Raw genomic sequence first — 22,147 nt, forward strand, 5'->3', positions numbered from 1 at the left:
CCATAGAGTCCAGTTATTAGCCAGCTACTTAAAACAGGGCTAGGTTAAGAGCTCTGTCCGTCCCGTCAGGTCCGTAGCCGTGCGGACCATAAGGAGTCATTCAATGCCGTCCCTCGATAGCCTGAGAACCCTTGAAACGTTAAAAGTCGACGACAAGACCTACCACTATTTCAGCCTGCCACAGGCCGCCAAGAGCCTGGGCGACCTCGACAAACTGCCGATGTCGCTGAAGGTCCTGCTGGAGAACCTGCTGCGCTGGGAAGACGACAAGACCGTCACCGGCGCCGACCTCAAGGCGATTGCCGCCTGGCTCAAGGAGCGCCGCTCCGATCGTGAAATCCAATACCGCCCGGCGCGGGTGCTGATGCAGGACTTCACCGGCGTGCCCGCCGTCGTCGACCTGGCCGCCATGCGCGCGGCCATGGCCAAGGCCGGCGGCGACCCGCAACGCATCAACCCGCTGTCGCCGGTGGACCTGGTGATCGACCACTCGGTGATGGTCGACAAGTTCGGCACCACCAGCGCCTTTGAACAGAACGTCGACATCGAAATGCAGCGCAACGGCGAACGCTACGCCTTCCTGCGCTGGGGCCAGAGTGCCTTCGACAACTTCAGCGTGGTGCCGCCGGGCACCGGTATCTGCCACCAGGTCAACCTGGAATACCTCGGACGCACGGTCTGGACCAAGGACGAAGACGGCCGCACCTATGCCTTCCCCGACACCCTGGTGGGCACCGACTCCCACACCACCATGATCAACGGCCTCGGCGTACTGGGCTGGGGCGTGGGCGGGATCGAAGCCGAAGCCGCGATGCTGGGGCAGCCGGTGTCGATGCTGATTCCGGAAGTCATCGGCTTCAAGCTCACCGGCAAGCTCAGGGAAGGCATCACCGCCACCGACCTGGTGCTGACCGTGACCCAGATGCTGCGCAAAAAAGGCGTGGTGGGGAAATTCGTCGAGTTCTACGGCGACGGCCTGGCCGACCTGCCGCTGGCCGATCGCGCGACCATCGCCAACATGGCCCCGGAGTACGGCGCGACCTGCGGCTTCTTCCCAGTGGATGAAGTGACCCTGGAATACCTGCGCCTGTCCGGGCGTCCGGCGCCATTGGTGAAACTGGTGGAGGCCTACAGCAAGGCCCAGGGCTTGTGGCGCCTGCCCGGCCAGGAGCCAGTCTTCACTGACAGCCTGGGCCTGGACATGGGCACCGTGGAAGCCAGCCTGGCCGGACCGAAACGGCCCCAGGACCGAGTTTCCCTGCCCAACGTCGGCCAGGCTTTCAGTGACTTCCTGGACCTGCAATTCAAACCCACCACCAAGGAAGAAGGCCGCCTGGAAAGCGAAGGTGGCGGTGGCGTGGCCGTGGGCAATGCCGACTTGGTGGGCGAAGCCGACTACGACTACGAAGGCCAGACCTATCGCCTGAAAAACGGCGCGGTGGTGATCGCGGCCATTACCTCCTGCACCAACACCTCCAACCCCAGCGTGATGATGGCGGCCGGCCTGGTGGCGAAAAAAGCGGTGGAAAAAGGCCTGAAGCGCAAACCCTGGGTCAAGACGTCCCTGGCACCGGGCTCGAAAGTGGTCACCGACTACTACAAGGCCGCCGGCCTGACTCAATACCTCGACCAATTGGGTTTCGACCTGGTGGGGTATGGCTGCACCACTTGCATCGGCAACTCCGGGCCGCTGCCCGAGCCGATCGAGAAAGCCATCCAGAAGGCCGACCTGACCGTGGCCTCGGTGCTCTCCGGCAACCGCAACTTCGAAGGCCGGGTCCACCCGCTGGTGAAAACCAACTGGCTGGCCTCGCCACCCCTGGTGGTGGCCTATGCCCTGGCCGGCACTGTGCGCACCGATATCAGCAGCGAACCTCTGGGTGAAGGCAAGGACGGCAAGCCGGTGTACCTGCGGGATATCTGGCCCAGCAGCCAGGAAATCGCCGACGCGGTGGCCCAGGTCAGCACCCAGATGTTTCACAAGGAATACGCCGAAGTGTTCGCCGGCGACGAGCAATGGCAAGCCATTGAAGTGCCTCAGGCCGCGACCTATGTCTGGCAGAAGGACTCCACCTACATCCAGCATCCGCCGTTCTTCGACGATATCTCCGGCCCGCTGCCGGTGATCAAGGATGTCAGCGCTGCCCGGGTCCTGGCGCTGCTTGGCGACTCGGTCACCACCGACCACATCTCCCCGGCCGGTAACATCAAGGCCGACAGCCCGGCGGGCCAATACCTGCGCGAGCAAGGGGTGGAACCGCGTGACTTCAACTCCTACGGCTCGCGCCGTGGCAACCACGAAGTGATGATGCGCGGCACCTTCGCCAACATCCGTATCCGCAACGAAATGCTCGGCGGCGAGGAAGGCGGCAACACGATCTACATTCCCACCGGCGAGAAACTGGCGATCTACGATGCCGCCATGCGTTACCAGGCCAGTGGCACGCCGCTGGTGGTGATTGCCGGCCAGGAATATGGCACTGGCTCCAGCCGTGACTGGGCGGCCAAGGGCACCAACCTGCTGGGGGTCAAGGCGGTGATTGCCGAAAGCTTCGAGCGCATCCACCGTTCCAACCTGGTGGGCATGGGCGTGCTGCCGTTGCAGTTCAAACTCGATCAGAACCGCAAGAGCCTGAACCTGACCGGCAAGGAGACCCTGGACATCCTCGGCCTTTCCAACGTCGAACTGACCCCACGGATGAACCTGACCCTGGTCATCACTCGCGAGGATGGGCGCCAGGAGAAAGTCGAGGTGCTGTGCCGGATCGATACCTTGAATGAAGTCGAGTACTTCAAGGCGGGGGGGATTCTGCACTACGTGCTGCGCCAACTGATCGCTTCGTAAGACGCGATCGGGTCCTGAATCACGCTGACAAAACACCGCCTTCGGGCGGTGTTTTTCGTCGCCCTGCCCCGCCTTGCCTGCCTCGCTATAATCCCCCGCCGCGCACGATGGCTGCACCGGCACGCCATCTACCCATTTTTTGCAACAAGGATTCCCCATGAGCGCCTTGCCATGGCTGTACCTGGCTGTTCTTTCCATGGGCTACGCCCTGGCCCTGACCTATGGCCAACTGAGTCTGCTCGCCGCCGTGCCGGTGGCCCTGCTGCTGTGCGCGGGCCTGGCGGTGCGCCAGCGCCGAAGCCCCATCGGCCGCTACCTCGGCCACGGCCTGTTTGTGGTGCTGGCCCTGGCGCTGGCCATGCATTGGTTGCCCGGCTTCCATAACGGCCGGGCCATCGGCCCCGAGCGCTTCACTGACGACGCCGTGCCGTTTTCCATGTACCTGAACCTGGACAAGCCGCTGATCGGCTTCTGGCTGTTGCTGGCCTGCCCCTGGATCGTCGGCCGCCGCTCGTTGCGCCTCGGGCTGTACGCAGGCGCCATGGCGCTGGCGCTGAGTGCGCTCGCGGCGTTGGGTGGCGCGGTGTGGCTTGGCATCATCAGTTGGGCGCCAAAATGGCCGGACTCGGCCTGGCTATGGCTGCTCAATAACCTGCTGCTGGTCACCCTGGTCGAGGAAGCACTGTTTCGCGGCTATATCCAGGGCGGATTGAGCCGGCGCCTGCACCACCTGCCCTACGGTCAGGACCTGGCACTGCTGTGCGCCGCCCTGCTGTTCGGCCTGGTGCACCTGGGTGCCGGCTGGCAATGGATGCTCCTGGCCAGCATCGCCGGCGTCGGCTATGGCCTGGCCTATCGATTTGGCGGCCTGGGGGCGGCGCTGGCCACCCACTTCGGCCTGAACCTGCTGCATTTCGGGCTGTTTACCTACCCCATGCTCGCGGGCTGAATCCGCCGACAATTGGCACTGAAGTACTTATAAACAGTACTTCAGTACTATTGACTGCCCGCACCCAAGCCTATTGATTGTTGCCCTCGCCCTACGGCGACAACTGCCCCTAACGCTTATTTGCAAGCGACACCTCCCGCCAATGAGACCTGGTGCAGATTATTGAAAAATAATCTCAATAATTGGCCGACCCGGCCGACAACACATCAAAGCCTTGCGGATTGAAAAACCATGCGTAATAACCAGCCCGTCACCCAGCGCGAACGTACCTTCCCGGCTCAGCAACGGTTGATCTCCACGACCGATGCCAAAGGCGTGATCACCTACTGCAACGACGCGTTCGTCGAGATCAGCGGGTTTTCGCGTGAAGAGCTGGTTCGCGCACCGCACAACCTGGTCCGTCACCCAGACGTTCCAGCTGCGGTGTTCGCGCATATGTGGGGCACTCTGAAACAAGGCTTGCCATGGATGGGCATTGTCAAAAACCGCTGCAAAAGTGGTGACCACTACTGGGTCAACGCTTATGTCACGCCGGTGTTCGAAGGCAATCAGGTGGTCGGTTACGAGTCGGTGCGGGTCAAGCCCACTGCCGAACAGATCCGCCGCGCCGAAGCGCTTTACCAGCGCATCAACCAGGGCAAGTCGGCCATTCCGAAACGCGACAAATGGCTGCCGGTGCTGCAGGACTGGCTGCCGTTTATCCTGGTCAGCCAGCTGAGCTTCATGATCGGCGCCTGGCTCAACTCCCACTGGGGCTTCGCATTGGCCGCCGCGCTGTCGGTGCCCCTGGGCCTGCTCGGCCTGAGCTGGCAGCAACGCGGCCTCAAGCGCCTGCTGCGCCTGGCCGAACAGACCACATCCGACCCGTTGATCGCGCAGATGTACACCGACAGCCGTGGCGCACAGGCGCGTCTGGAGATGTCCATCCTCAGCCAGGAAGCGCGCCTTAAGACCTGCCTGACACGCTTGCAGGACACCGCAGAGCACCTCAACGAGCAAGCCCGTCAGTCCGACACCCTGGCCCACCAGAGCTCCACCGGCCTGGAACGCCAGCGGGTCGAGACCGAACAAGTGGCCACTGCGGTAAACCAGATGGCGGCCACCACCCAGGAAGTGGCGAGCCACGTGCAACGCACCGCCGACGCGACCCAGGAAGCCAACCGCCTGACCGGTCGCGGTCGCGACATCGCCGGCGAAACCCGCGAGGCGATTCAGCGCCTGTCGGTGGTCGTGGGTGAAACCGGCCTGACCGTGACCCAGCTGGCCAAGGACAGCGATGAAATCGGCGGCGTGGTCGATGTGATCAAGGGCATCGCCGACCAGACCAACCTGCTGGCGCTGAACGCCGCCATCGAAGCGGCGCGCGCCGGCGAAATGGGTCGCGGCTTTGCCGTGGTGGCCGATGAAGTGCGGCAACTGGCCCAGCGCACCAGCGAGTCCACCGGGCAGATCCACACCCTGATCGCCAAGCTGCAGCAAACCGCCAGCACCGCCGTGCAAACCATGGACGCCGGGCACCGCCAGGCCGAAGAAGGGGTGGCACGGGTTCTGGAAGCCGACCAGGCACTGATCGGCATCAGCGAGGCGGTGGCCAATATCACCGACATGACCACCCAGATCGCCGCGGCCACCGAAGAGCAAAGCGCCGTGGCCGAAGAGATCAGCCGCAATATCAGCACCATTGCGCAACTGGCCGATCAAACGTCGGAACAGGCCCAGCACTCGGCGCAACTGAGCGAAGAGCTGACCCGCACCGCCAACACTCAGTACTCGTTGGTGGAACGCTTCAACCGCTGATGCCTTGAGCGGTAAAAAAAACCGGAAGCCCAGGCTTCCGGTTTTTTTATGGGCGTCGTCCAGGCCACTGCAAGGCGCCCACGACCATCCTTAAAGCGCGCGCAGGAAAGACGCGACCTGACTCGCGGCAGCCTCCAGATGTTGCTCATGGGTGAAGCCAGAGGCCTTGAGCGGCTTCAAATCGTGATCACCGGCCGCCAACCAGTGCAGCTGGATGCTCGGCGCCAATGCATAGGTCTCTACCGTCGCCCGATTGCCCAGGGCATCACGTTCGCCCTGGATGATCAGGGTCGGCGTGGCAATCTCGGCCAGATGGGCTACGCGAGGCTTCTCCGGCTTGCCCGCGGCATAGAACGGGTAACCCAGGCACACCAGGGCATCGGCGCTCAATTCATCGGCCAGCAAGCTGGCCATGCGCCCACCCATGGACTTGCCGCCAATGGCCAGGCGCCCAGCGACATGGGGTCGCACCCGGGCATACACCTCGCGCCAGCATTCCAGCAGTTTCGGGGCCGGATTGGGGGGGCGCCGGCCACCGTCCAGGCGCCGCTGGGCCATGTAGGGAAACTCGAAACGCAAGACGCCGACCCCATGGCTAGCAAGGCGTGCAGCCATATCGTTCATGAACCCGCTGTCCATCGGCGCACCGGCTCCGTGAGCCAGGATCAGTGTCAGCGGCTCGCCACTGCCCGGCGCCGGCGCGGCATCCCACAACCCGCCGAGTTCCTTGACGCACTGCGCCCATTGATCCCCGTCAATACTGGCCTTGTGCTCTTTGCCCATGCTTGCCTCGCTTTTAGTCTGCCTATAACTCCAGAAGAAGTGAGCGCGCCTTGCCGTGCGCAGTCGCTTTCACTTCAGCTGAACCGTGGATGGGGAACCATGAACACTTCTATCAGTACCGCCTACAACTACAAGGTGGTCCGCCAATTCGCCATTATGACGGTGGTGTGGGGCATCGTCGGCATGGGGCTCGGGGTTTTTCTCGCTGCCCAGTTGGTCTGGCCCGAACTTAACTTCAACCTGCCGTGGACCAGCTTCGGTCGTCTGCGCCCGTTGCACACTAACGCGGTGATCTTCGCCTTCGGTGGCTGCGCACTGTTCGCCAGCTCCTTCTACTCGGTGCAACGCACCTGTCAGACCCAACTGTTCGCGCCGAAAATCGCCGCGTTCTGCTTCTGGGGCTGGCAACTGGTGATCGTCCTGGCGGCCATCAGCCTGCCGCTGGGCTACACCAGCTCCAAGGAATACGCCGAGCTGGAATGGCCGATCGATATCCTGATCACCATCGTCTGGGTCGCCTACGCCATCGTGTTCTTCGGCACTCTGGTCAAGCGCAACACCAAGCACATCTATGTCGGTAACTGGTTCTTCGGTGCGTTCATCATCACCGTGGCGATCCTGCATATCGTCAACAACCTGGAAGTGCCGGTCAGCCTGACCAAGTCCTACTCGCTGTACTCCGGCGCGACGGATGCCATGGTCCAGTGGTGGTACGGCCACAACGCCGTAGGTTTCTTCCTGACGGCCGGCTTCCTCGGGATGATGTACTACTTCGTGCCGAAACAGGCCGAGCGTCCGGTGTACTCCTATCGCCTGTCGATCGTGCACTTCTGGGCCCTGATCACCCTCTACATCTGGGCCGGTCCGCACCACCTGCACTACACCGCGCTGCCAGACTGGGCGCAGTCCCTGGGCATGGTGATGTCGCTGATCCTGCTGGCACCAAGCTGGGGCGGCATGATCAACGGCATGATGACGCTCTCGGGCGCCTGGCATAAGTTGCGCAGCGACCCGATCCTGCGCTTTTTGGTGGTGTCCCTGGCGTTCTACGGCATGTCGACCTTCGAAGGTCCGATGATGGCGATCAAGACTGTGAACGCCCTCTCCCACTACACCGACTGGACCATCGGCCACGTGCACGCAGGTGCCCTGGGCTGGGTTGCAATGATCTCGATCGGCGCGCTCTACCACATGATCCCGAAAGTCTTTGGTCGCCAGCAGATGTACAGCCTGGGCCTGATCAACGCGCACTTCTGGCTCGCCACCATCGGCACCGTGCTCTACATCGCCTCGATGTGGGTCAACGGTATCGCCCAGGGCCTGATGTGGCGCGCAGTCAACGAAGACGGCACGCTGACTTACTCCTTCGTCGAAACCCTGGTGGCCAGCCACCCAGGCTTCATCGTGCGACTGGTGGGCGGTGCAATCTTCCTCAGCGGCATGTTCCTGATGGCTTACAACACCTGGCGCACCGTGCGGGATGCACAACCCGCTGAAGTTGCCGCCGCTGCGCAGATGGCCTGAGGAGTTAGCCATGAAACACGAAACGATTGAAAAGAACGTCGGCCTGCTGATGTTGCTGATGGTGTTCGCCGTCAGCATCGGCGGCCTGACCCAGATCGTCCCGCTGTTCTTCCAGGACGTCACCAACAAGCCAGTGGAAGGCATGAAGCCCTACACGGCGCTGCAACTGGAAGGCCGCGACATCTACATCCGCGAAGGCTGCGTCCAGTGCCACTCGCAGATGATCCGGCCGTTCCGCGCCGAGACCGAGCGCTACGGCCACTACTCGGTCGCCGGTGAAAGCGTCTGGGACCACCCGTTCCTGTGGGGTTCCAAGCGTACCGGTCCGGACCTGGCCCGGGTCGGCGCACGCTACTCCGATGACTGGCACCGCGCGCACTTGTACAACCCGCGCAACGTGGTGCCTGAGTCGAAGATGCCGGCCTACCCATGGCTGGTCACCGCACCGGTGGACAGCAGCCACACCGAAACCAAGCTCAAGGTCATGCGCGGCTTCGGCGTACCGTACACCGACGAAGACATCAGCGGCGCCGTGGCCAGCCTCAAGGGCAAGACCGAAATGGACGCGCTGGTCTCCTACCTGCAAGTGCTCGGCACTGCCATCAAGAGCAAGAGGTGAGCCATGGGTCTTGAATTCGATACTGGAATGATCCGCGGCCTCGGCACGCTGGTGGTGGCAATTGCCTTCATCGGCCTCTCGCTCTGGGTATTCAACTCCAAGCGCAACCCGGAGTTCGCCCAGGCGAGCCTGCTGCCGTTTGCCGACGAGCCGCTGCCGGACGCCGTTACCCAACCTGACGCTCAACCTGAAGAGCCTGCAACAAGGAGCATTCGGCCATGACCACCTTCTGGAGTACGTGGATCTGCGTACTGACCATTGGCAGCCTGATCGGTCTGACCTGGCTGCTGATCGGCACGCGCAAGGGCGAAACCAAGGGCAGCGTCGACCAGACCATGGGCCACAGCTTCGACGGCATCGAGGAGTACGACAACCCGTTGCCGCAATGGTGGTTCCTGCTGTTCGCCGGCACCCTGGTATTTTCCGTGGGCTACCTGATCCTTTACCCAGGCCTGGGTAACTGGAAAGGCGTGCTGCCGGGCTATCAGGACGGCTGGACCCAAACCAAGGAATGGGACAAGGAAATGGCCAAGGCCGACGCCAAGTTCGGGCCGATCTTCGCCAAATTCGCAGCCATGCCCGTGGAAGAAGTGGCCAAGGACCCACAAGCGCTGAAAATGGGCGGCCGTCTGTTCGCCTCCAACTGCGCGGTGTGCCACGGCTCGGATGCCAAGGGCGCGTTCGGCTTCCCCAACCTGGCTGACAACAGCTGGCGCTGGGGTGGTTCGGCAGACACCATCAAGGCCACCATCATGAATGGTCGCCATGCGGCAATGCCGGCCTGGGGTGAAGTGCTGGGTGAAGACGGGGTCAAAAACGTCGCAGCCTATGTCCGTCACGAACTGGCCAAGCTGCCCTTGCCCGCCGACAGCAGCGCCAACCTCGCTGCAGGACAGCAAGCGTTCAGCACCACCTGCGTAGCGTGCCATGGTCCTGAAGGCCACGGCGTCGAAGCCATGGGGGCGCCGAACCTGACGCAACCGGCCGCGTTCATCTACGGCACCAGCCTGACCCAACTGCAACAGACCATTCGCCATGGTCGCCAGGGCCAGATGCCGGCCCAGGAAGCCCTGCAAGGCAACGATAAAGTGCATTTGCTGGCCGCTTACGTATACAGCCTGTCCCACCCTGCTGATGGCGCAACGCCAGAAAGCAAAGCCGAATAAGCCCCGGCTGCTCGACCTGACTGCCGCATCGGATCAAGATGCGGCAGCTCCCCGCTACTGCGCGACCAAGTGTCGCACCCTTCGCCGACCTCGCTTTCCCCTCTTCCCATTCGGGTCTACGCTTGTTTCGACAGTGGGCCTGGAACCGCCATTCAGCAGCTGACGACAACCGACGACTCAGACATTTCTGCGTGATGTCAGGCGCAAAGGCTGGTTTATACCGGCTGTCGCGTCACTCGCCGTCCGTCACCTGAATAACGTGTTCATACACAGTCAGTTACATCTCACCTGACCGCCATGGATTTTTTGTCCGAGGCGACAATTTTTGCCACCTGATTTTGTCCCTACGCGGAACATGGAAAGGGCGCAGAATCTGGTTTGGCAAGCATTGACGCAGATCAGGTTGCGTTGCAATGGCACCCCGGTTTCTCCATACTTGCGACCGCTTTTTACTCCTAATAAAACACCCAAACCGTGGAACCTTAGAATGAGCACAGCAATCAGTCCGACTGCTTATAACTATAAGGTAGTCCGCCAGTTCGCCATCATGACGGTGGTCTGGGGGATCCTTGGCATGGGGCTTGGTGTCTTCATTGCCTCACAACTTGTGTGGCCTGAATTGAACTTCGGTCTTCCCTGGACGACGTTCGGACGCCTACGCCCACTGCACACCAACCTGGTGATCTTCGCCTTCGGTGGATGTGCACTGTTTGCCACTTCCTATTACGTCGTGCAGCGAACCTGCCAAACGCGACTGATTTCCGACACGCTGGCCGCCTTCACCTTCTGGGGATGGCAAGCCGTGATCGTCGGCGCGATCGTTACCTTGCCGCTGGGTTACACCACCACCAAGGAATACGCGGAACTGGAATGGCCCCTGGCCATCCTGCTGGCCATTGTCTGGGTCGTCTACGGTCTGGTGTTCTTTGGCACCATCACCAAGCGCAAGACCAAGCACATCTACGTCGGCAACTGGTTTTACGGTGCCTTCATCGTCGTGACGGCGATGCTGCACATCGTCAACCACGCCTCGCTGCCGGTCAGCTTCTTCAAGTCCTACTCGGCTTACGCCGGTGCGACCGACGCCATGATCCAGTGGTGGTACGGCCACAACGCGGTAGGTTTCTTCCTGACCACCGGCTTCCTGGGGATGATGTACTACTTCGTGCCGAAGCAGGCCGAGCGCCCGATCTACTCCTATCGCCTGTCGATCGTGCACTTCTGGGCCCTGATCACCCTGTACATCTGGGCCGGTCCGCACCACCTGCACTACACCGCACTGCCGGACTGGGCACAGTCCCTGGGCATGGCGATGTCGATCATCCTGCTGGCGCCAAGCTGGGGCGGCATGATCAACGGCATGATGACCCTGTCGGGCGCCTGGCATAAGCTGCGCACCGACCCGATCCTGCGCTTTTTGGTGGTGTCCCTGGCGTTCTACGGCATGTCGACCTTCGAAGGTCCGATGATGGCGATCAAGACCGTCAACTCGCTGTCGCACTACACCGACTGGACCATCGGCCACGTACACGCCGGTGCTCTGGGCTGGGTGGCAATGATCTCGATCGGCGCGCTCTACCACATGATCCCGAAAGTCTTCGGTCGCCCGCAGATGCACAGCATCGGCCTGATCAACACCCACTTCTGGCTCGCGACCATCGGGACCGTGCTCTACATCGCCTCGATGTGGGTCAACGGCATCACCCAGGGCCTGATGTGGCGTGCAATCAACGATGACGGCACCCTCACCTACTCCTTCGTCGAAGCCCTGCAAGCCAGCCACCCTGGTTTCATCGTTCGTGCCCTGGGTGGTGCGTTCTTTGCCAGCGGCATGCTGTTCATGGCCTACAACGTGTACCGCACCGTTCGCGCCTCGAACCCGGCTGAAGCTGAAGCCGCTGCTCAGATCGCTGTAGTTGGAGCTCACTGATGAAGCACGAAGTAGTCGAGAAGAATATCGGCCTGCTGGCCTTCTTCATGGTCATCGCCGTCAGCATCGGCGGCCTGACCCAGATCGTCCCGCTGTTCTTCCAGGACGTGACCAACAAGCCGGTCGAAGGCATGAAGCCGCGCACCGCCCTGGAACTGGAAGGCCGCGACGTTTATATCGCCAACGGCTGTGTCGGCTGCCACTCGCAGATGATCCGTCCGTTCCGCGCTGAAACCGAACGTTACGGCCACTACTCGGTCGCCGGTGAAAGCGTCTGGGACCACCCGTTTCTGTGGGGTTCCAAGCGTACCGGCCCGGACCTGGCCCGAGTCGGCGGTCGTTACTCCGATGACTGGCAGCGTGCGCACTTGTACAACCCGCGCAACGTAGTGCCCGAGTCGAAAATGCCGGCTTATCCGTTCCTCGTGGAAAACAAGCTCGACGGCAAGGACACCGCCAAAAAAATGGAAGTCTTGCGCACGCTCGGCGTCCCTTACACCGACGAAGACATCGCCGGTGCCAAGGATGCTGTGAAGGGCAAAACCGAAATGGACGCGCTGGTGGCCTATCTGCAAGGCCTGGGCACCATCATCAAAAGCAAACGGTGATCTAGATGGATATCGGGATGATTCGAGGCCTGGGCACCGTTGTCGTGATGGTGGCTTTCATCGGCTTGGCGCTATGGGTGTTCAGCCCCAAGCGCAAGTCCGAGTTTGAAGACGCGACCTTGCTGCCCTTCGCGGATGATCCCGAAGCCATCAAGCACGTCGAGCAAGCTTCTAGGAGTAACAAAGAATGACTACGTTCTGGAGTCTGTACGTCACAGTCCTCAGTCTGGGTACCATCTTCGCCCTGACCTGGCTGCTGCTGTCGACCCGCAAGGGCCAGCGCGCCGAGCAGACCGACGAGACGGTTGGCCACTCCTTCGACGGGATCGAGGAGTACGACAACCCGCTGCCGAAATGGTGGTTCATGCTGTTTGTCGGCACCATCATCTTCGCCCTGGGTTACCTGGTGCTGTACCCGGGTCTGGGTAACTGGAAAGGCCTGCTGCCGGGTTATGCCTACCTGGATAACGACAAGAAAACCGAGTTCGCCAACGGCCAGTCCGGCTGGACCGGCGTGCACGAATGGGAAAAGGAAATGGCCAAGTCGGATGCCAAGTTTGGGCCGATCTTCGCCAAATTCGCTTCGATGCCCATTGAAGAAGTGGCCAAGGACCCGCAAGCGCTGAAGATGGGTGGTCGCCTGTTCGCCTCCAACTGCTCGGTGTGCCACGGTTCCGATGCCAAGGGCGCCTACGGCTTCCCGAACCTGACCGATGCCGACTGGCGCTGGGGCGGCGAGCCGGAAACCATCAAGACCACCATCATGGGCGGTCGCCACGCAGTGATGCCGGCCTGGGCCGAAGTCATTGGCGAGCAAGGCGTCAGCGATGTGGCGGCTTACGTCCTGACCAACCTCGATGGGCGCAAGCTGCCGGAAGGCGCCAAGGCCGACGTGGCTGCGGGGCAGAAGCTGTTCGCCGCCAACTGCGCGGTCTGCCACGGTCCGGAAGGCAAGGGCACTCCAGCAATGGGCGCACCTAACCTGACCCACCCGGCCGCCTTCATCTACGGCTCGAGCTTTGCCCAACTGCAGCAGACCATCCGTTACGGCCGCCAGGGCCAGATGCCTGCCCAGGAACAACTGCAAGGCAACGACAAGGTTCACCTGCTGGCCGCTTACGTCTACAGCCTGTCGCACAGCGACAAGGCGCCTGAGACAGACGCCCAGTAAGGCAAACGCCTGAAACAAAAAAAGGCCCTGCCCATGTAAATGAGCGGGGCCTTTTTGTTTTTATGCCCTCGCCGCCCCGGCAAAGCTGTCCATAATTCACAAGTCAATTGATTCAAGTCATTACACCATCAATTGATTTCCCCCAACGCGACCAAAGGTCGCACCCTTGGGCCAGAGCGACAGGCGTATCATTGCGCCACTGCACTACCTTTCTTGACCGCGGTCGGCACGTACTGACCGAGGCATTTTTCCACTGCCGTGGGATGCAATGATGAGCAATCAGATTCCGGTACAAAACGTTACCCCGCCTGCCAAGAACGCGAACAACAGCGTCGACCTTTACGCCTCCCGAGAAAAAATCTACACACGCGCCTTCACCGGACTGTTCCGCAACCTGCGGATGCTCGGGGGTGCCGGATTGTTCCTGCTGTATTTCGGCACCGTCTGGCTCAACTGGGGTGGCCACCAGGCCGTCTGGTGGAACCTGCCGGAGCGCAAATTCTTCATCTTCGGCGCCACCTTCTGGCCCCAGGACTTCATTCTGCTGTCCGGGCTGCTGATCATCGCCGCCTTCGGCCTGTTCTTCATCACCGTCTATGCCGGGCGTGTCTGGTGCGGCTACACCTGCCCGCAAAGCGTCTGGACCTGGATCTTCATGTGGTGCGAAAAGGTCACCGAAGGCGACCGCAACCAGCGCATCAAACTCGACAAGGCGCCCATGAGCGCCAACAAGTTCGTGCGCAAATTCAGTAAACACAGCCTGTGGCTGCTGATCGGTTTCGTCACCGGCATGACCTTCGTCGGTTACTTCTCACCGATTCGCGAATTGGTGATCGACTTTTTCACCGGCGAGGCAGATGGCTGGTCGTACTTCTGGGTCGGCTTCTTCACCCTGGCCACCTACGGCAACGCCGGCTGGCTGCGCGAACAGGTGTGCATCTACATGTGCCCGTATGCGCGCTTCCAGAGCGTGATGTTCGACAAGGACACCCTGATCGTCTCCTACGACCCGCGCCGGGGTGAAGCCCGTGGCCCGCGCAAGAAAGGCGCCGACTACAAGGCCATGGGCCTGGGCGATTGCATCGACTGCACCATGTGCGTACAGGTCTGCCCGACCGGCATCGACATCCGCGACGGCCTGCAGATCGAGTGCATCGGTTGCGCCGCCTGCATCGACGCCTGCGACAGCATCATGGACAAGATGGAGTACCCGCGGGGGCTGATCAGCTACACCACGGAGCACAACCTTTCCGGGCAGAAAACCCATAAACTGCGCCCGCGCCTGATCGGTTATGCGCTGGTGCTGCTGGCCATGATCAGCCTGCTGGTCACCGCGTTCTTCATGCGTTCGCTGGTGGGTTTCGACGTCAGCAAAGACCGCGTGCTCTACCGTGAAAACGCCGAGGGCCGGATCGAAAACGTTTACAGCCTGAAGATCATGAACAAGGACCAGCGCGACCACACCTACGTCCTCGACGCTGCCGGCCTGCCGGACCTGAAACTGCAAGGCAAACGCGAGATCAAGGTGGCGGCCGGCGATATCGTCAGCATGCCGGTCGAGCTGTCGAGCGCCCCGGAACAACTGCCGTCGAGCACCAACGAGGTGAAGTTCATCCTCAAGGACGCCGACGATGAAAGCGTCCACGTTGAAGCCAAGAGCCGGTTCATCGGCCCACAAATTCGTTGAGAGAAGTCATCATGCCCGCAGCAACCGCCGCAAGCCCTTGGTACAAGCACCTCTGGCCCTGGATCATCATCGGCATCCTGGCCTGTTCGGTGACCTTGACCCTGTCCATGGTGACCATTGCAGTGAACAACCCGGACAACCTGGTCAACGACAATTACTACGAGGCCGGCAAGGGTATCAATCGCTCGCTGGACCGCGAACTGCTGGCCCAGACCCTGAAAATGCGCGCCAACGTGCACCTCGACGAGCTGACCGGCGAAGTCGAGCTGCGCCTGAGCGGCAACAGCCAGCCCTCCACCCTGGAGCTGAACCTGATCTCGCCGACCCAGCCGGAAAAAGACCGCAAGATCACCCTGGCCCGCAGCGAAACCGAGCAAGGCCGCTATATCGGGCAACTGACCGACAAGGTCGAGGGCCGTCGTTTTGTCGAACTGCTGGGCGTGGAGGGCGACAAGACCTGGCGCATGTTCGAAGAGGAACAAGTCAGCCATGACAAGGACCTGCTGCTGGGCGACGAGCCTCTGCAAGGCGCCGAAGACCTGAAGAAGTAATGCGCTCCCCTGTGGCTAGGGAGCGTGCTCCCGCAAGGCCGCAACGCGGCACCATGGTTTGCGACGCCGATCGTTCAGGTCCTGCGCTTGCGCGACAGTGCATCGACCTGACTGGCGGGCACGCGCCCGCTTCCTGGCCACAACGGTTTTAATGGCTACGCACATGACCACGCCCCTCCCCTGCTACCACTGCGCATTGCCGGTTCCGTCCGGCAGCCGCTTCACCGCTGTCGTCCTGGGCCAGGCCCGCGAATTTTGCTGCCCCGGCTGCCAGGCGGTTGCCGAGGCGATCGTCGCCGGCGGCCTGGAAAGCTACTACCAGCATCGCAGCGAAGCCTCGGCCAACCCTGAGGCGCTGCCGGTGCAACTGGTGGATGAACTGGCGCTCTACGACCGCGCCGATGTGCAAAAACCCTTTGTCCGGCACCAGGGCGACCTGGCAGAAACCACGCTACTGATGGAGGGCATCAGTTGCGCCGCCTGTGGCTGGCTGATCGAGAAACACCTGCGCAGCCTGCCCGCCGTGGCTGAGGCGCGCCTGAACCTATCCAACCATCGCCTGCACGTAAGCTGGGTCGACAGCCAACTGCCACTGAGCCAACTGCTCAGTGAACTGCGGCATATCGGCTACGCGGCCCACCCCTACCAGGCCGATCGCGCCTCCGAGCAGTTGGCCAGCGAAAATCGCCTGGCCCTGCGCCAATTGGGGGTGGCCGGCTTGCTGTGGTTCCAGGCGATGATGGCCACCATGGCCACCTGGCCGGAATTCAACATCGACCTCAGCCCCGAACTGCACACCATCCTGCGCTGGGTCGCACTGTTCCTGACCACCCCGATCGTGTTCTACAGCTGCGCACCGTTCTTCAAGGGCGCCATGCGCGACCTGCGCACCCGCCACCTGACCATGGACGTCTCGGTGTCCCTGGCCATTGGCGGCGCCTACATTGCCGGGATCTGGACCGCCATCAGCGGGGTCGGCGAGTTGTACTTCGATGCGGTGGGCATGTTCGCCCTGTTCCTGCTGGCTGGGCGTTACCTCGAGCGCCGGGCCCGGGAACGTACCGCTGCCGCCACCGCACAACTGGTGAACCTGCTGCCCGCCTCGTGCCTGCGCCTGGGCGCGGACGGCCAGAGCGAGCGCATCCTGCTCAGCGAACTGGCCCTGGGCGACCGGGTGCTGGTGCACCCCGGCGCCATCCTGCCGGCTGATGGCAAGATCCTCGACGGCCAATCGAGCGTCGATGAATCGCTGCTGACCGGAGAATACCTGCCGCAACCGCGCACCACTGGGGATGCGGTCACCGCCGGCACCCTCAACGTCGAGGGCGCGCTGACCGTCGAGGTTCTGGCCCTGGGCCAGGACACCCGCCTCTCGGCCATCGTGCGCCTGCTGGACCGGGCCCAGGCGGAGAAGCCGCGCCTGGCGGAAATCGCCGACCGCGCCGCCCAGTGGTTCCTCCTGCTGTCATTGATCGCCGCAGCCGCCATCGGCCTGCTGTGGTGGCAACTGGATGCCTCCCGGGCGTTCTGGATCGTTCTGGCGATGCTGGTCGCCACCTGCCCGTGCGCGCTGTCCCTGGCCACCCCGACCGCACTCACCGCGGCCACCGGCACCCTGCACAAACTGGGCCTGCTGCTGACTCGCGGCCATGTGCTGGAGGGCCTGAACCAGATCGATACGGTCATTTTCGACAAGACCGGCACCCTCACCGAAGGGCGCTTGGCCCTGCGCGCGATCCGGCCGCTGAGCCACCTCGACAGCGAGCAGTGCCTGGGCCTTGCCGCCGCGCTGGAAAATCGTTCGGAGCACCCGATCGCCCGCGCATTCGGACGCGCCCCGGTGGCAGCCGAAGAAGTGCTCAGCACCCCGGGCCTGGGCCTTGAAGGCCGAGTCGGCGAACAGCACTTGCGCATCGGCCAGCCGGACTTTGTCTGCGCACTGAGCGGCGCGGCACTGCCAGCCCTGCCTGATGAGGCCGGACAATGGCTGCTGCTGGGCAACCGCCAGGGCCCGCTGGCCTGGTTCGTCCTGGATGATCGGCTGCGCGCCGACGCCCCCGCCCTGCTCGCCGCCTGCAAGGCGCGCGGCTGGCGCACCTTGCTGCTGTCCGGCGACAGCTCGCCGATGGTTGCCAGCGTCGCCGCCGAACTGGGGATCGATGAAGCCCACGGCGGCTTGCGCCCGGATGACAAGTTGCAAGTCCTGCAACAGTTGCATCAACAAGGGCGCAAGGTGCTGATGCTCGGCGACGGGGTCAATGATGTGCCGGTATTGGCCGCGGCCGATATCAGCGTGGCCATGGGCTCGGCCACGGACCTGGCGAAAACCAGTGCCGACGCGGTGCTGTTGTCCAATCGCCTGGAGGCCCTGGTACAGGCCTTCAGCCTGGCCCGGCGTACCCGGCGGGTGATCATCGAAAACCTGCTGTGGGCCGGGCTGTACAATGGCCTCATGCTGCCGTTCGCCGCCCTTGGCTGGATCACTCCCGTCTGGGCTGCGGTCGGCATGTCCATCAGTTCCCTGACCGTGGTGCTCAACGCCCTGCGCCTGACCCGCATGCCAGCCGTGCAGGCAGCCAGCGCCACGCCTGAAACCCGCCCGTTGCCGGCTTGAGCCGCGCGAGCATGGAGTCCAGATGCCAGCTCTTTATGTGATGATCCCGGCGGCCCTGCTGATCGTGGGCATCGCCATCTACATCTTCTTCTGGGCGGTCGACAGCGGTCAGTACGACGACCTCGACGGCCCGGCCCACAGCATTCTGTTCGACGACCAGGACCCGAAGCACCAGGCCGCCGTCGACGAAGCCAAAGGCCAGCCCGAGGCTGAGCCGGCGCCCGGCAAAGACCAGGCACCGCCCCATGCTTGAACTGGCGCCGCTGCTGGTTTCCGCCGTCATCCTCGGCCTGCTTGGCGGCGGGCATTGCCTGGGCATGTGTGGCGGCCTGATGGGCGCCCTGACCCTGGCAATCCCCAAAGAGCAGCGCAGCCGACGCTTTCGCCTGTTGCTGGCCTACAACCTGGGGCGGATTCTCAGTTACGCCACGGCCGGCCTGTTGCTCGGTCTCGCCGGATGGGCGGTGGCCAACAGCCCGGCGGCGCTGTTTATGCGGGTACTCGCCGGGCTGCTGCTGATTGTCATGGGCCTGTACCTGGCCGGCTGGTGGAGCGGCCTGACCCGCATCGAAAGCCTCGGACGCGGCCTGTGGCGCCATATACAGCCATTCGCCAATCGCTTGCTGCCCGTGTCGAGCCTGCCCCGCGCCCTGCTCCTGGGCGCGCTCTGGGGCTGGCTGCCGTGCGGGCTGGTCTACAGCACTCTGCTGTGGTCGGCGAGCCAGGGGAATGCCGTGGACAGCGCACTGTTGATGCTGGCTTTCGGCCTGGGCACCTGGCCGGTGCTGCTGGCCACCGGGCTGGCCGCCGAGCGGGTCACGGCCCTGTTGCGCAAGCGCAGCATCCGCATGACGGGTGGCCTGCTGGTGATCCTGTTTGGTATCTGGACCCTGCCCGGCCCGCACCAGCACTGGCTGATGGGGCACTGAGCAACGCCCGACAGGCGTCTAGCATCACGCTTTACGCTGGTCGCATCGACCCGCGAGCCACCGACCACCCTTGATGCAAATCAAGATGGGCGCCGCATCGACCCCCTAGACTCGCGAACACTGCCAGCCTATCCGGGGGAATTCCCGCATGCTCGACGCCATTCGTTGGGACACTGATCTGATCCGCCGTTACGACCTGGCGGGGCCTCGCTACACCTCATATCCGACTGCCGTGCAATTCAATAGCCAGGTCGGTACGTTCGACCTGCTGCACGCCCTTCGCGACAGTCGCAAGGCCCTGCGCCCGCTGTCGCTGTATGTGCATGTGCCGTTCTGCGCCAACATTTGCTATTACTGCGCCTGCAATAAAGTCATCACCAAGGACCGCGGCCGCGCCCAGCCCTACCTGCAGCGCCTGGAGCAGGAAATCCAGCTGATCGCCTGCCACCTGGACCCCAACCAGAAAGTTGAGCAGCTGCACTTCGGCGGCGGCACCCCGACCTTTCTCAGCCATGACGAACTGCGGCAACTGATGGCCCAGCTGCGCAAGCACTTCAACCTGCTGGACGACGACTCCGGCGACTACGGCATCGAGATCGATCCCCGTGAAGCCGACTGGTCGACCATGGGCCTGCTGCGCGAGCTGGGCTTCAACCGGGTCAGCATCGGCCTGCAGGACCTCGACCCGGCCGTGCAACGTGCGGTCAACCGCCTGCAAAGCCTGGAAGAAACCCGCGCTGTCATCGAAGCCGCGCGCACCCTGCAGTTTCGCTCGATCAACATCGACCTGATCTACGGCCTGCCCAAGCAAACCCCGGACAACTTCGCCCGCACCGTGGACGAGGTGATCAACCTGCAGCCGGATCGGCTCTCGGTGTTCAACTACGCTCACCTGCCCGAGCGCTTCATGCCTCAGCGGCGGATCAACGGCAATGAACTACCGGCCCCGGCCGACAAATTGCAGATGCTCCAGCGCACCATCGAGCAACTGACAGCGGCGGGCTATCGCTATATCGGCATGGACCATTTCGCCCTGCCCGACGACGAGTTGGCCATTGCCCAAGAAGACTCGACCCTGCAGCGCAACTTCCAGGGCTACACCACCCACGGCCATTGCGACCTGATTGGTCTCGGCGTCTCGGCCATCAGCCAGATCGGCGACCTGTACTGCCAGAACAGCAGCGACCTCAATCACTACCAGAACGCCCTGGCCGGCGCCCAACTGGCGACCAGCCGCGGGCTGGTGTGCAACCCGGACGATCGGCTGCGGCGCGAGGTGATTCAGCAACTGATCTGCAATTTCAGCCTGCAATTCGAAGCCATCGAACAGGCGTTCAATATCGACTTTCACGGCTATTTCAAAGACCTGTGGCCACAACTGCGGGCCATGGCCAATGACGGCCTGATTGAGCTGGACAGCACCGGCATCACCGTACTGCCCGCCGGGCGCCTGCTGGTGCGCTCGGTGTGCATGGTGTTCGACGCCTACCTGGAACAACAGAATCGTCAGCGGTTTTCCCGGGTGATCTAGGACTTCATCAACAAGGAGGCGGCCTTGAGCACTTGCTCAGGAGACAGGCCGGACGTTTTCATGGCTTTGGCCAAGGCGTTGTTGGCGGTCAGCAAACCGGCATTGAGCCCCGCCAAGGCGGCTTGCAAGCTGCCGAGTCGGGCTTTGACCTGTTCCGGCGTGAGATGTTTGTCGGCCATGACCGCCTGCATTTCGGCCAATTTTTCGGCGATCTGCTGCTGCAACTTGCGAATCATCTTCAACAGTTGCTGGATATTCTCGGGCAGGCCGCTTTCTTCAATATCGTTGTCGGAGCCCTTGGCAGCGGAGGATTTACTTTGCCCGGCACCGGACAGCGACACTTTGACGCCCTCGGCACTGGGTGCAATGGCCCCATTGGCCGCCTGAGAGGGGTCATCGCCCGCTATCGGCGAAGGCTCGATCAGTGGCTGCAAGTTGTTGTTGCCACTGGAAATGCTGCCAATGGAAGACATGATTTAGGTTCCCTGCACGATTGGCGATGACAGGTTATCGACCCCTGAAAGGAATGCTTTACGACTGAACGTCACTGCGGCGCGGACTGGCTTGAACCTTGTACTGTGAGGTACCCTTACGGCTTATGTGTGTTTCCCCACAAGGATTTTAGTAATGTCCGAGCCAGTTAAACTGCGCGCTCACAACCAGGCCCATTGCAAGGATTGCAGCCTGGCCCCCCTCTGCCTGCCACTTTCTCTGAATCTGGAAGACATGGATGCGCTGGACGAAATTGTCAAACGTGGTCGGCCACTGAAGAAAGGCGAATTCCTGTTTCGCCAGGGCGATAAATTCGACTCCGTCTATGCGGTACGCTCCGGCGCGCTCAAGACCTTCAGCCTGAGCGACAGCGGCGAAGAACAGATCACCGGCTTCCACCTGCCCAGCGAGCTGGTAGGCCTGTCCGGGATGGACACCGAAAGCCATCCGGTTTCCGCCCAGGCGCTGGAAACCACATCAGTCTGCGAAATTCCTTTCGAACGCCTCGATGAACTGGCCTTGCAACTGCCACAGTTGCGCCGCCAGCTGATGCGCGTCATGAGCCGGGAAATTCGTGACGACCAGCAAATGATGCTGCTGCTGTCGAAAAAAACCGCCGACGAACGCATTGCGACCTTTCTGGTCAACCTCTCCGCACGTTTCCGGGCTCGCGGGTTCTCGGCCAATCAGTTTCGTCTGAGCATGTCGCGCAACGAAATCGGTAATTACCTGGGCCTGGCGGTGGAAACCGTGTCCCGGGTGTTCACGCGCTTCCAGCAGAACGAACTGATCGCGGCCGAAGGCAAGGAAGTGCACATCCTCGATCCGATCCAGCTCTGCGCCCTCGCTGGCGGCGCACTGGAAGTCTGACCCTACCCGCCCGCGCCGAGCCAAGCGGCGCAGGCGCGGGTATACTGGCGCGGCCCATTTGCCCGCCAGGACACCCTCACG

The 22,147-nt window shown here is 62.4% G+C and carries 20 protein-coding genes; 18 read left to right on the plus strand and 2 right to left on the minus strand.

The features are described from left to right. Positions 1 to 103 precede the first annotated feature (103 nt). The 3 genes from acnA to ACOZJV_RS10115 all read left to right on the plus strand — a co-directional run bounded on the left by acnA (position 104) and on the right by ACOZJV_RS10115 (position 5,591). Positions 104 to 2,845, plus strand: a complete 2,742-nt coding sequence (acnA, locus tag ACOZJV_RS10105) for an aconitate hydratase AcnA (protein ID WP_201130221.1) — start codon at positions 104 to 106, stop codon at positions 2,843 to 2,845. 157 nt (positions 2,846 to 3,002) lie between these two features. Next, positions 3,003 to 3,794, plus strand: coding sequence for a CPBP family intramembrane glutamic endopeptidase (locus ACOZJV_RS10110; protein WP_421547518.1), 792 nt, complete (start codon positions 3,003 to 3,005; stop codon positions 3,792 to 3,794). 231 nt (positions 3,795 to 4,025) lie between these two features. Next, positions 4,026 to 5,591 (plus strand): methyl-accepting chemotaxis protein, encoded by a 1,566-nt coding sequence (locus tag ACOZJV_RS10115; protein ID WP_078471192.1) that lies wholly within the window; start codon positions 4,026 to 4,028, stop codon positions 5,589 to 5,591. Positions 5,592 to 5,681: 90 nt separating this feature from the next. Here ACOZJV_RS10115 and ACOZJV_RS10120 read toward each other — a convergent pair whose 3' ends face one another. After that, positions 5,682 to 6,374, minus strand: a complete 693-nt coding sequence (locus ACOZJV_RS10120) for an alpha/beta family hydrolase (RefSeq protein WP_421547519.1) — start codon at positions 6,372 to 6,374, stop codon at positions 5,682 to 5,684. Between the two features lie 99 nt (positions 6,375 to 6,473). Here ACOZJV_RS10120 and ccoN (ACOZJV_RS10125) point away from each other — a divergent pair, with 99 nt between their 5' ends. From ccoN (ACOZJV_RS10125) to hemN, 14 genes are all read left to right on the plus strand, one after another. Next, on the plus strand, positions 6,474 to 7,898 hold the full coding sequence (ccoN, locus tag ACOZJV_RS10125) for a cytochrome-c oxidase, cbb3-type subunit I (RefSeq protein WP_078471190.1): 1,425 nt from the start codon (positions 6,474 to 6,476) through the stop codon (positions 7,896 to 7,898). Between the two features lie 10 nt (positions 7,899 to 7,908). Further along, entirely contained in the window at positions 7,909 to 8,517 is a 609-nt protein-coding gene (ccoO, locus tag ACOZJV_RS10130) for a cytochrome-c oxidase, cbb3-type subunit II (protein WP_020300406.1), read from the plus strand. Positions 8,518 to 8,520: 3 nt separating this feature from the next. Next, the gene (locus tag ACOZJV_RS10135; RefSeq protein WP_020300405.1) at positions 8,521 to 8,739 is read left to right on the plus strand and encodes a cbb3-type cytochrome oxidase subunit 3; all 219 of its coding nucleotides are present in this window, start codon (positions 8,521 to 8,523) and stop codon (positions 8,737 to 8,739) included. Continuing rightward, positions 8,736 to 9,683 carry a cytochrome-c oxidase, cbb3-type subunit III gene (gene ccoP / locus ACOZJV_RS10140; RefSeq protein ID WP_020300404.1) on the plus strand — a complete coding sequence of 316 codons (948 nt, stop codon included), beginning with the start codon at positions 8,736 to 8,738 and terminating at the stop codon, positions 9,681 to 9,683. Before ACOZJV_RS10135 ends, ccoP (ACOZJV_RS10140) begins: the two co-directional genes overlap by 4 nt. A 487-nt stretch (positions 9,684 to 10,170) precedes the next feature. After that, entirely contained in the window at positions 10,171 to 11,613 is a 1,443-nt protein-coding gene (gene ccoN, locus ACOZJV_RS10145) for a cytochrome-c oxidase, cbb3-type subunit I (protein WP_078471188.1), read from the plus strand. After that, positions 11,613 to 12,221, plus strand: a complete 609-nt coding sequence (gene ccoO, locus ACOZJV_RS10150) for a cytochrome-c oxidase, cbb3-type subunit II (protein WP_011060240.1) — start codon at positions 11,613 to 11,615, stop codon at positions 12,219 to 12,221. The genes ccoN (ACOZJV_RS10145) and ccoO (ACOZJV_RS10150) overlap by 1 nt, the downstream gene beginning before the upstream one ends. 5 nt (positions 12,222 to 12,226) lie before the next feature. Then, the gene (locus ACOZJV_RS10155) at positions 12,227 to 12,412 is read left to right on the plus strand and encodes a CcoQ/FixQ family Cbb3-type cytochrome c oxidase assembly chaperone (protein WP_003175465.1); all 186 of its coding nucleotides are present in this window, start codon (positions 12,227 to 12,229) and stop codon (positions 12,410 to 12,412) included. Continuing rightward, positions 12,409 to 13,392 (plus strand): cytochrome-c oxidase, cbb3-type subunit III, encoded by a 984-nt coding sequence (gene ccoP / locus ACOZJV_RS10160; protein ID WP_421547520.1) that lies wholly within the window; start codon positions 12,409 to 12,411, stop codon positions 13,390 to 13,392. The genes ACOZJV_RS10155 and ccoP (ACOZJV_RS10160) overlap by 4 nt, the downstream gene beginning before the upstream one ends. A gap of 271 nt (positions 13,393 to 13,663) precedes the next feature. Further along, positions 13,664 to 15,079 carry a cytochrome c oxidase accessory protein CcoG gene (gene ccoG / locus ACOZJV_RS10165; protein WP_020300401.1) on the plus strand — a complete coding sequence of 472 codons (1,416 nt, stop codon included), beginning with the start codon at positions 13,664 to 13,666 and terminating at the stop codon, positions 15,077 to 15,079. Between the two features lie 11 nt (positions 15,080 to 15,090). Beyond that, positions 15,091 to 15,630, plus strand: coding sequence for a FixH family protein (locus tag ACOZJV_RS10170; protein ID WP_421547521.1), 540 nt, complete (start codon positions 15,091 to 15,093; stop codon positions 15,628 to 15,630). A 163-nt stretch (positions 15,631 to 15,793) separates the two neighbouring features. Next, positions 15,794 to 18,244: a heavy metal translocating P-type ATPase gene (locus tag ACOZJV_RS10175; protein ID WP_421547522.1), complete on the plus strand. Its 2,451-nt coding sequence runs from the start codon at positions 15,794 to 15,796 to the stop codon at positions 18,242 to 18,244. A gap of 22 nt (positions 18,245 to 18,266) precedes the next feature. After that, on the plus strand, positions 18,267 to 18,497 hold the full coding sequence (gene ccoS / locus ACOZJV_RS10180; protein WP_078471184.1) for a cbb3-type cytochrome oxidase assembly protein CcoS: 231 nt from the start codon (positions 18,267 to 18,269) through the stop codon (positions 18,495 to 18,497). Continuing rightward, a complete protein-coding gene (locus ACOZJV_RS10185; protein WP_078471183.1) occupies positions 18,490 to 19,173 on the plus strand; it encodes a sulfite exporter TauE/SafE family protein in 684 nt (227 codons plus the stop codon). Before ccoS ends, ACOZJV_RS10185 begins: the two co-directional genes overlap by 8 nt. A gap of 148 nt (positions 19,174 to 19,321) precedes the next feature. Further along, positions 19,322 to 20,704: an oxygen-independent coproporphyrinogen III oxidase gene (gene hemN, locus ACOZJV_RS10190; RefSeq protein WP_201130209.1), complete on the plus strand. Its 1,383-nt coding sequence runs from the start codon at positions 19,322 to 19,324 to the stop codon at positions 20,702 to 20,704. Here hemN and ACOZJV_RS10195 read toward each other — a convergent pair. After that, on the minus strand, positions 20,701 to 21,177 hold the full coding sequence (locus ACOZJV_RS10195; protein WP_421547523.1) for a hypothetical protein: 477 nt from the start codon (positions 21,175 to 21,177) through the stop codon (positions 20,701 to 20,703). The genes hemN and ACOZJV_RS10195 overlap by 4 nt on opposite strands. A gap of 154 nt (positions 21,178 to 21,331) precedes the next feature. On the opposite strand from ACOZJV_RS10195, the gene fnrA reads away from it, so the two are divergent. Continuing rightward, positions 21,332 to 22,066: a Crp/Fnr family transcriptional regulator FnrA gene (fnrA, locus tag ACOZJV_RS10200; RefSeq protein WP_201130207.1), complete on the plus strand. Its 735-nt coding sequence runs from the start codon at positions 21,332 to 21,334 to the stop codon at positions 22,064 to 22,066. The last annotated feature ends 81 nt before the right edge of the window (positions 22,067 to 22,147 follow it).

It is taken from the genome of Pseudomonas sp. QD4 (assembly GCF_049199125.1).
Taxonomy (GTDB): Bacteria; Pseudomonadota; Gammaproteobacteria; order Pseudomonadales; family Pseudomonadaceae; genus Aquipseudomonas.

Excerpts from the sequence above, each read along its gene's own strand:
- acnA (WP_201130221.1), top strand. The coding sequence starts at position 104 with ATGCCGTCCCTCGATAGCCTGAGAACCCTTGAAACGTTAAAAGTCGAC.
- ACOZJV_RS10110 (WP_421547518.1), top strand. The coding sequence starts at position 3,003 with ATGAGCGCCTTGCCATGGCTGTACCTGGCTGTTCTTTCCATGGGCTAC.
- ACOZJV_RS10115 (WP_078471192.1), top strand. The coding sequence starts at position 4,026 with ATGCGTAATAACCAGCCCGTCACCCAGCGCGAACGTACCTTCCCGGCT.
- ACOZJV_RS10120 (WP_421547519.1), bottom strand. The coding sequence starts at position 6,374 with ATGGGCAAAGAGCACAAGGCCAGTATTGACGGGGATCAATGGGCGCAG.
- ccoN (WP_078471190.1), top strand. The coding sequence starts at position 6,474 with ATGAACACTTCTATCAGTACCGCCTACAACTACAAGGTGGTCCGCCAA.
- ccoO (WP_020300406.1), top strand. The coding sequence starts at position 7,909 with ATGAAACACGAAACGATTGAAAAGAACGTCGGCCTGCTGATGTTGCTG.
- ACOZJV_RS10135 (WP_020300405.1), top strand. The coding sequence starts at position 8,521 with ATGGGTCTTGAATTCGATACTGGAATGATCCGCGGCCTCGGCACGCTG.
- ccoP (WP_020300404.1), top strand. The coding sequence starts at position 8,736 with ATGACCACCTTCTGGAGTACGTGGATCTGCGTACTGACCATTGGCAGC.
- ccoN (WP_078471188.1), top strand. The coding sequence starts at position 10,171 with ATGAGCACAGCAATCAGTCCGACTGCTTATAACTATAAGGTAGTCCGC.
- ccoO (WP_011060240.1), top strand. The coding sequence starts at position 11,613 with ATGAAGCACGAAGTAGTCGAGAAGAATATCGGCCTGCTGGCCTTCTTC.
- ACOZJV_RS10155 (WP_003175465.1), top strand. The coding sequence starts at position 12,227 with ATGGATATCGGGATGATTCGAGGCCTGGGCACCGTTGTCGTGATGGTG.
- ccoP (WP_421547520.1), top strand. The coding sequence starts at position 12,409 with ATGACTACGTTCTGGAGTCTGTACGTCACAGTCCTCAGTCTGGGTACC.
- ccoG (WP_020300401.1), top strand. The coding sequence starts at position 13,664 with ATGAGCAATCAGATTCCGGTACAAAACGTTACCCCGCCTGCCAAGAAC.
- ACOZJV_RS10170 (WP_421547521.1), top strand. The coding sequence starts at position 15,091 with ATGCCCGCAGCAACCGCCGCAAGCCCTTGGTACAAGCACCTCTGGCCC.
- ACOZJV_RS10175 (WP_421547522.1), top strand. The coding sequence starts at position 15,794 with ATGACCACGCCCCTCCCCTGCTACCACTGCGCATTGCCGGTTCCGTCC.
- ccoS (WP_078471184.1), top strand. The coding sequence starts at position 18,267 with ATGCCAGCTCTTTATGTGATGATCCCGGCGGCCCTGCTGATCGTGGGC.
- ACOZJV_RS10185 (WP_078471183.1), top strand. The coding sequence starts at position 18,490 with ATGCTTGAACTGGCGCCGCTGCTGGTTTCCGCCGTCATCCTCGGCCTG.
- hemN (WP_201130209.1), top strand. The coding sequence starts at position 19,322 with ATGCTCGACGCCATTCGTTGGGACACTGATCTGATCCGCCGTTACGAC.
- ACOZJV_RS10195 (WP_421547523.1), bottom strand. The coding sequence starts at position 21,177 with ATGTCTTCCATTGGCAGCATTTCCAGTGGCAACAACAACTTGCAGCCA.
- fnrA (WP_201130207.1), top strand. The coding sequence starts at position 21,332 with ATGTCCGAGCCAGTTAAACTGCGCGCTCACAACCAGGCCCATTGCAAG.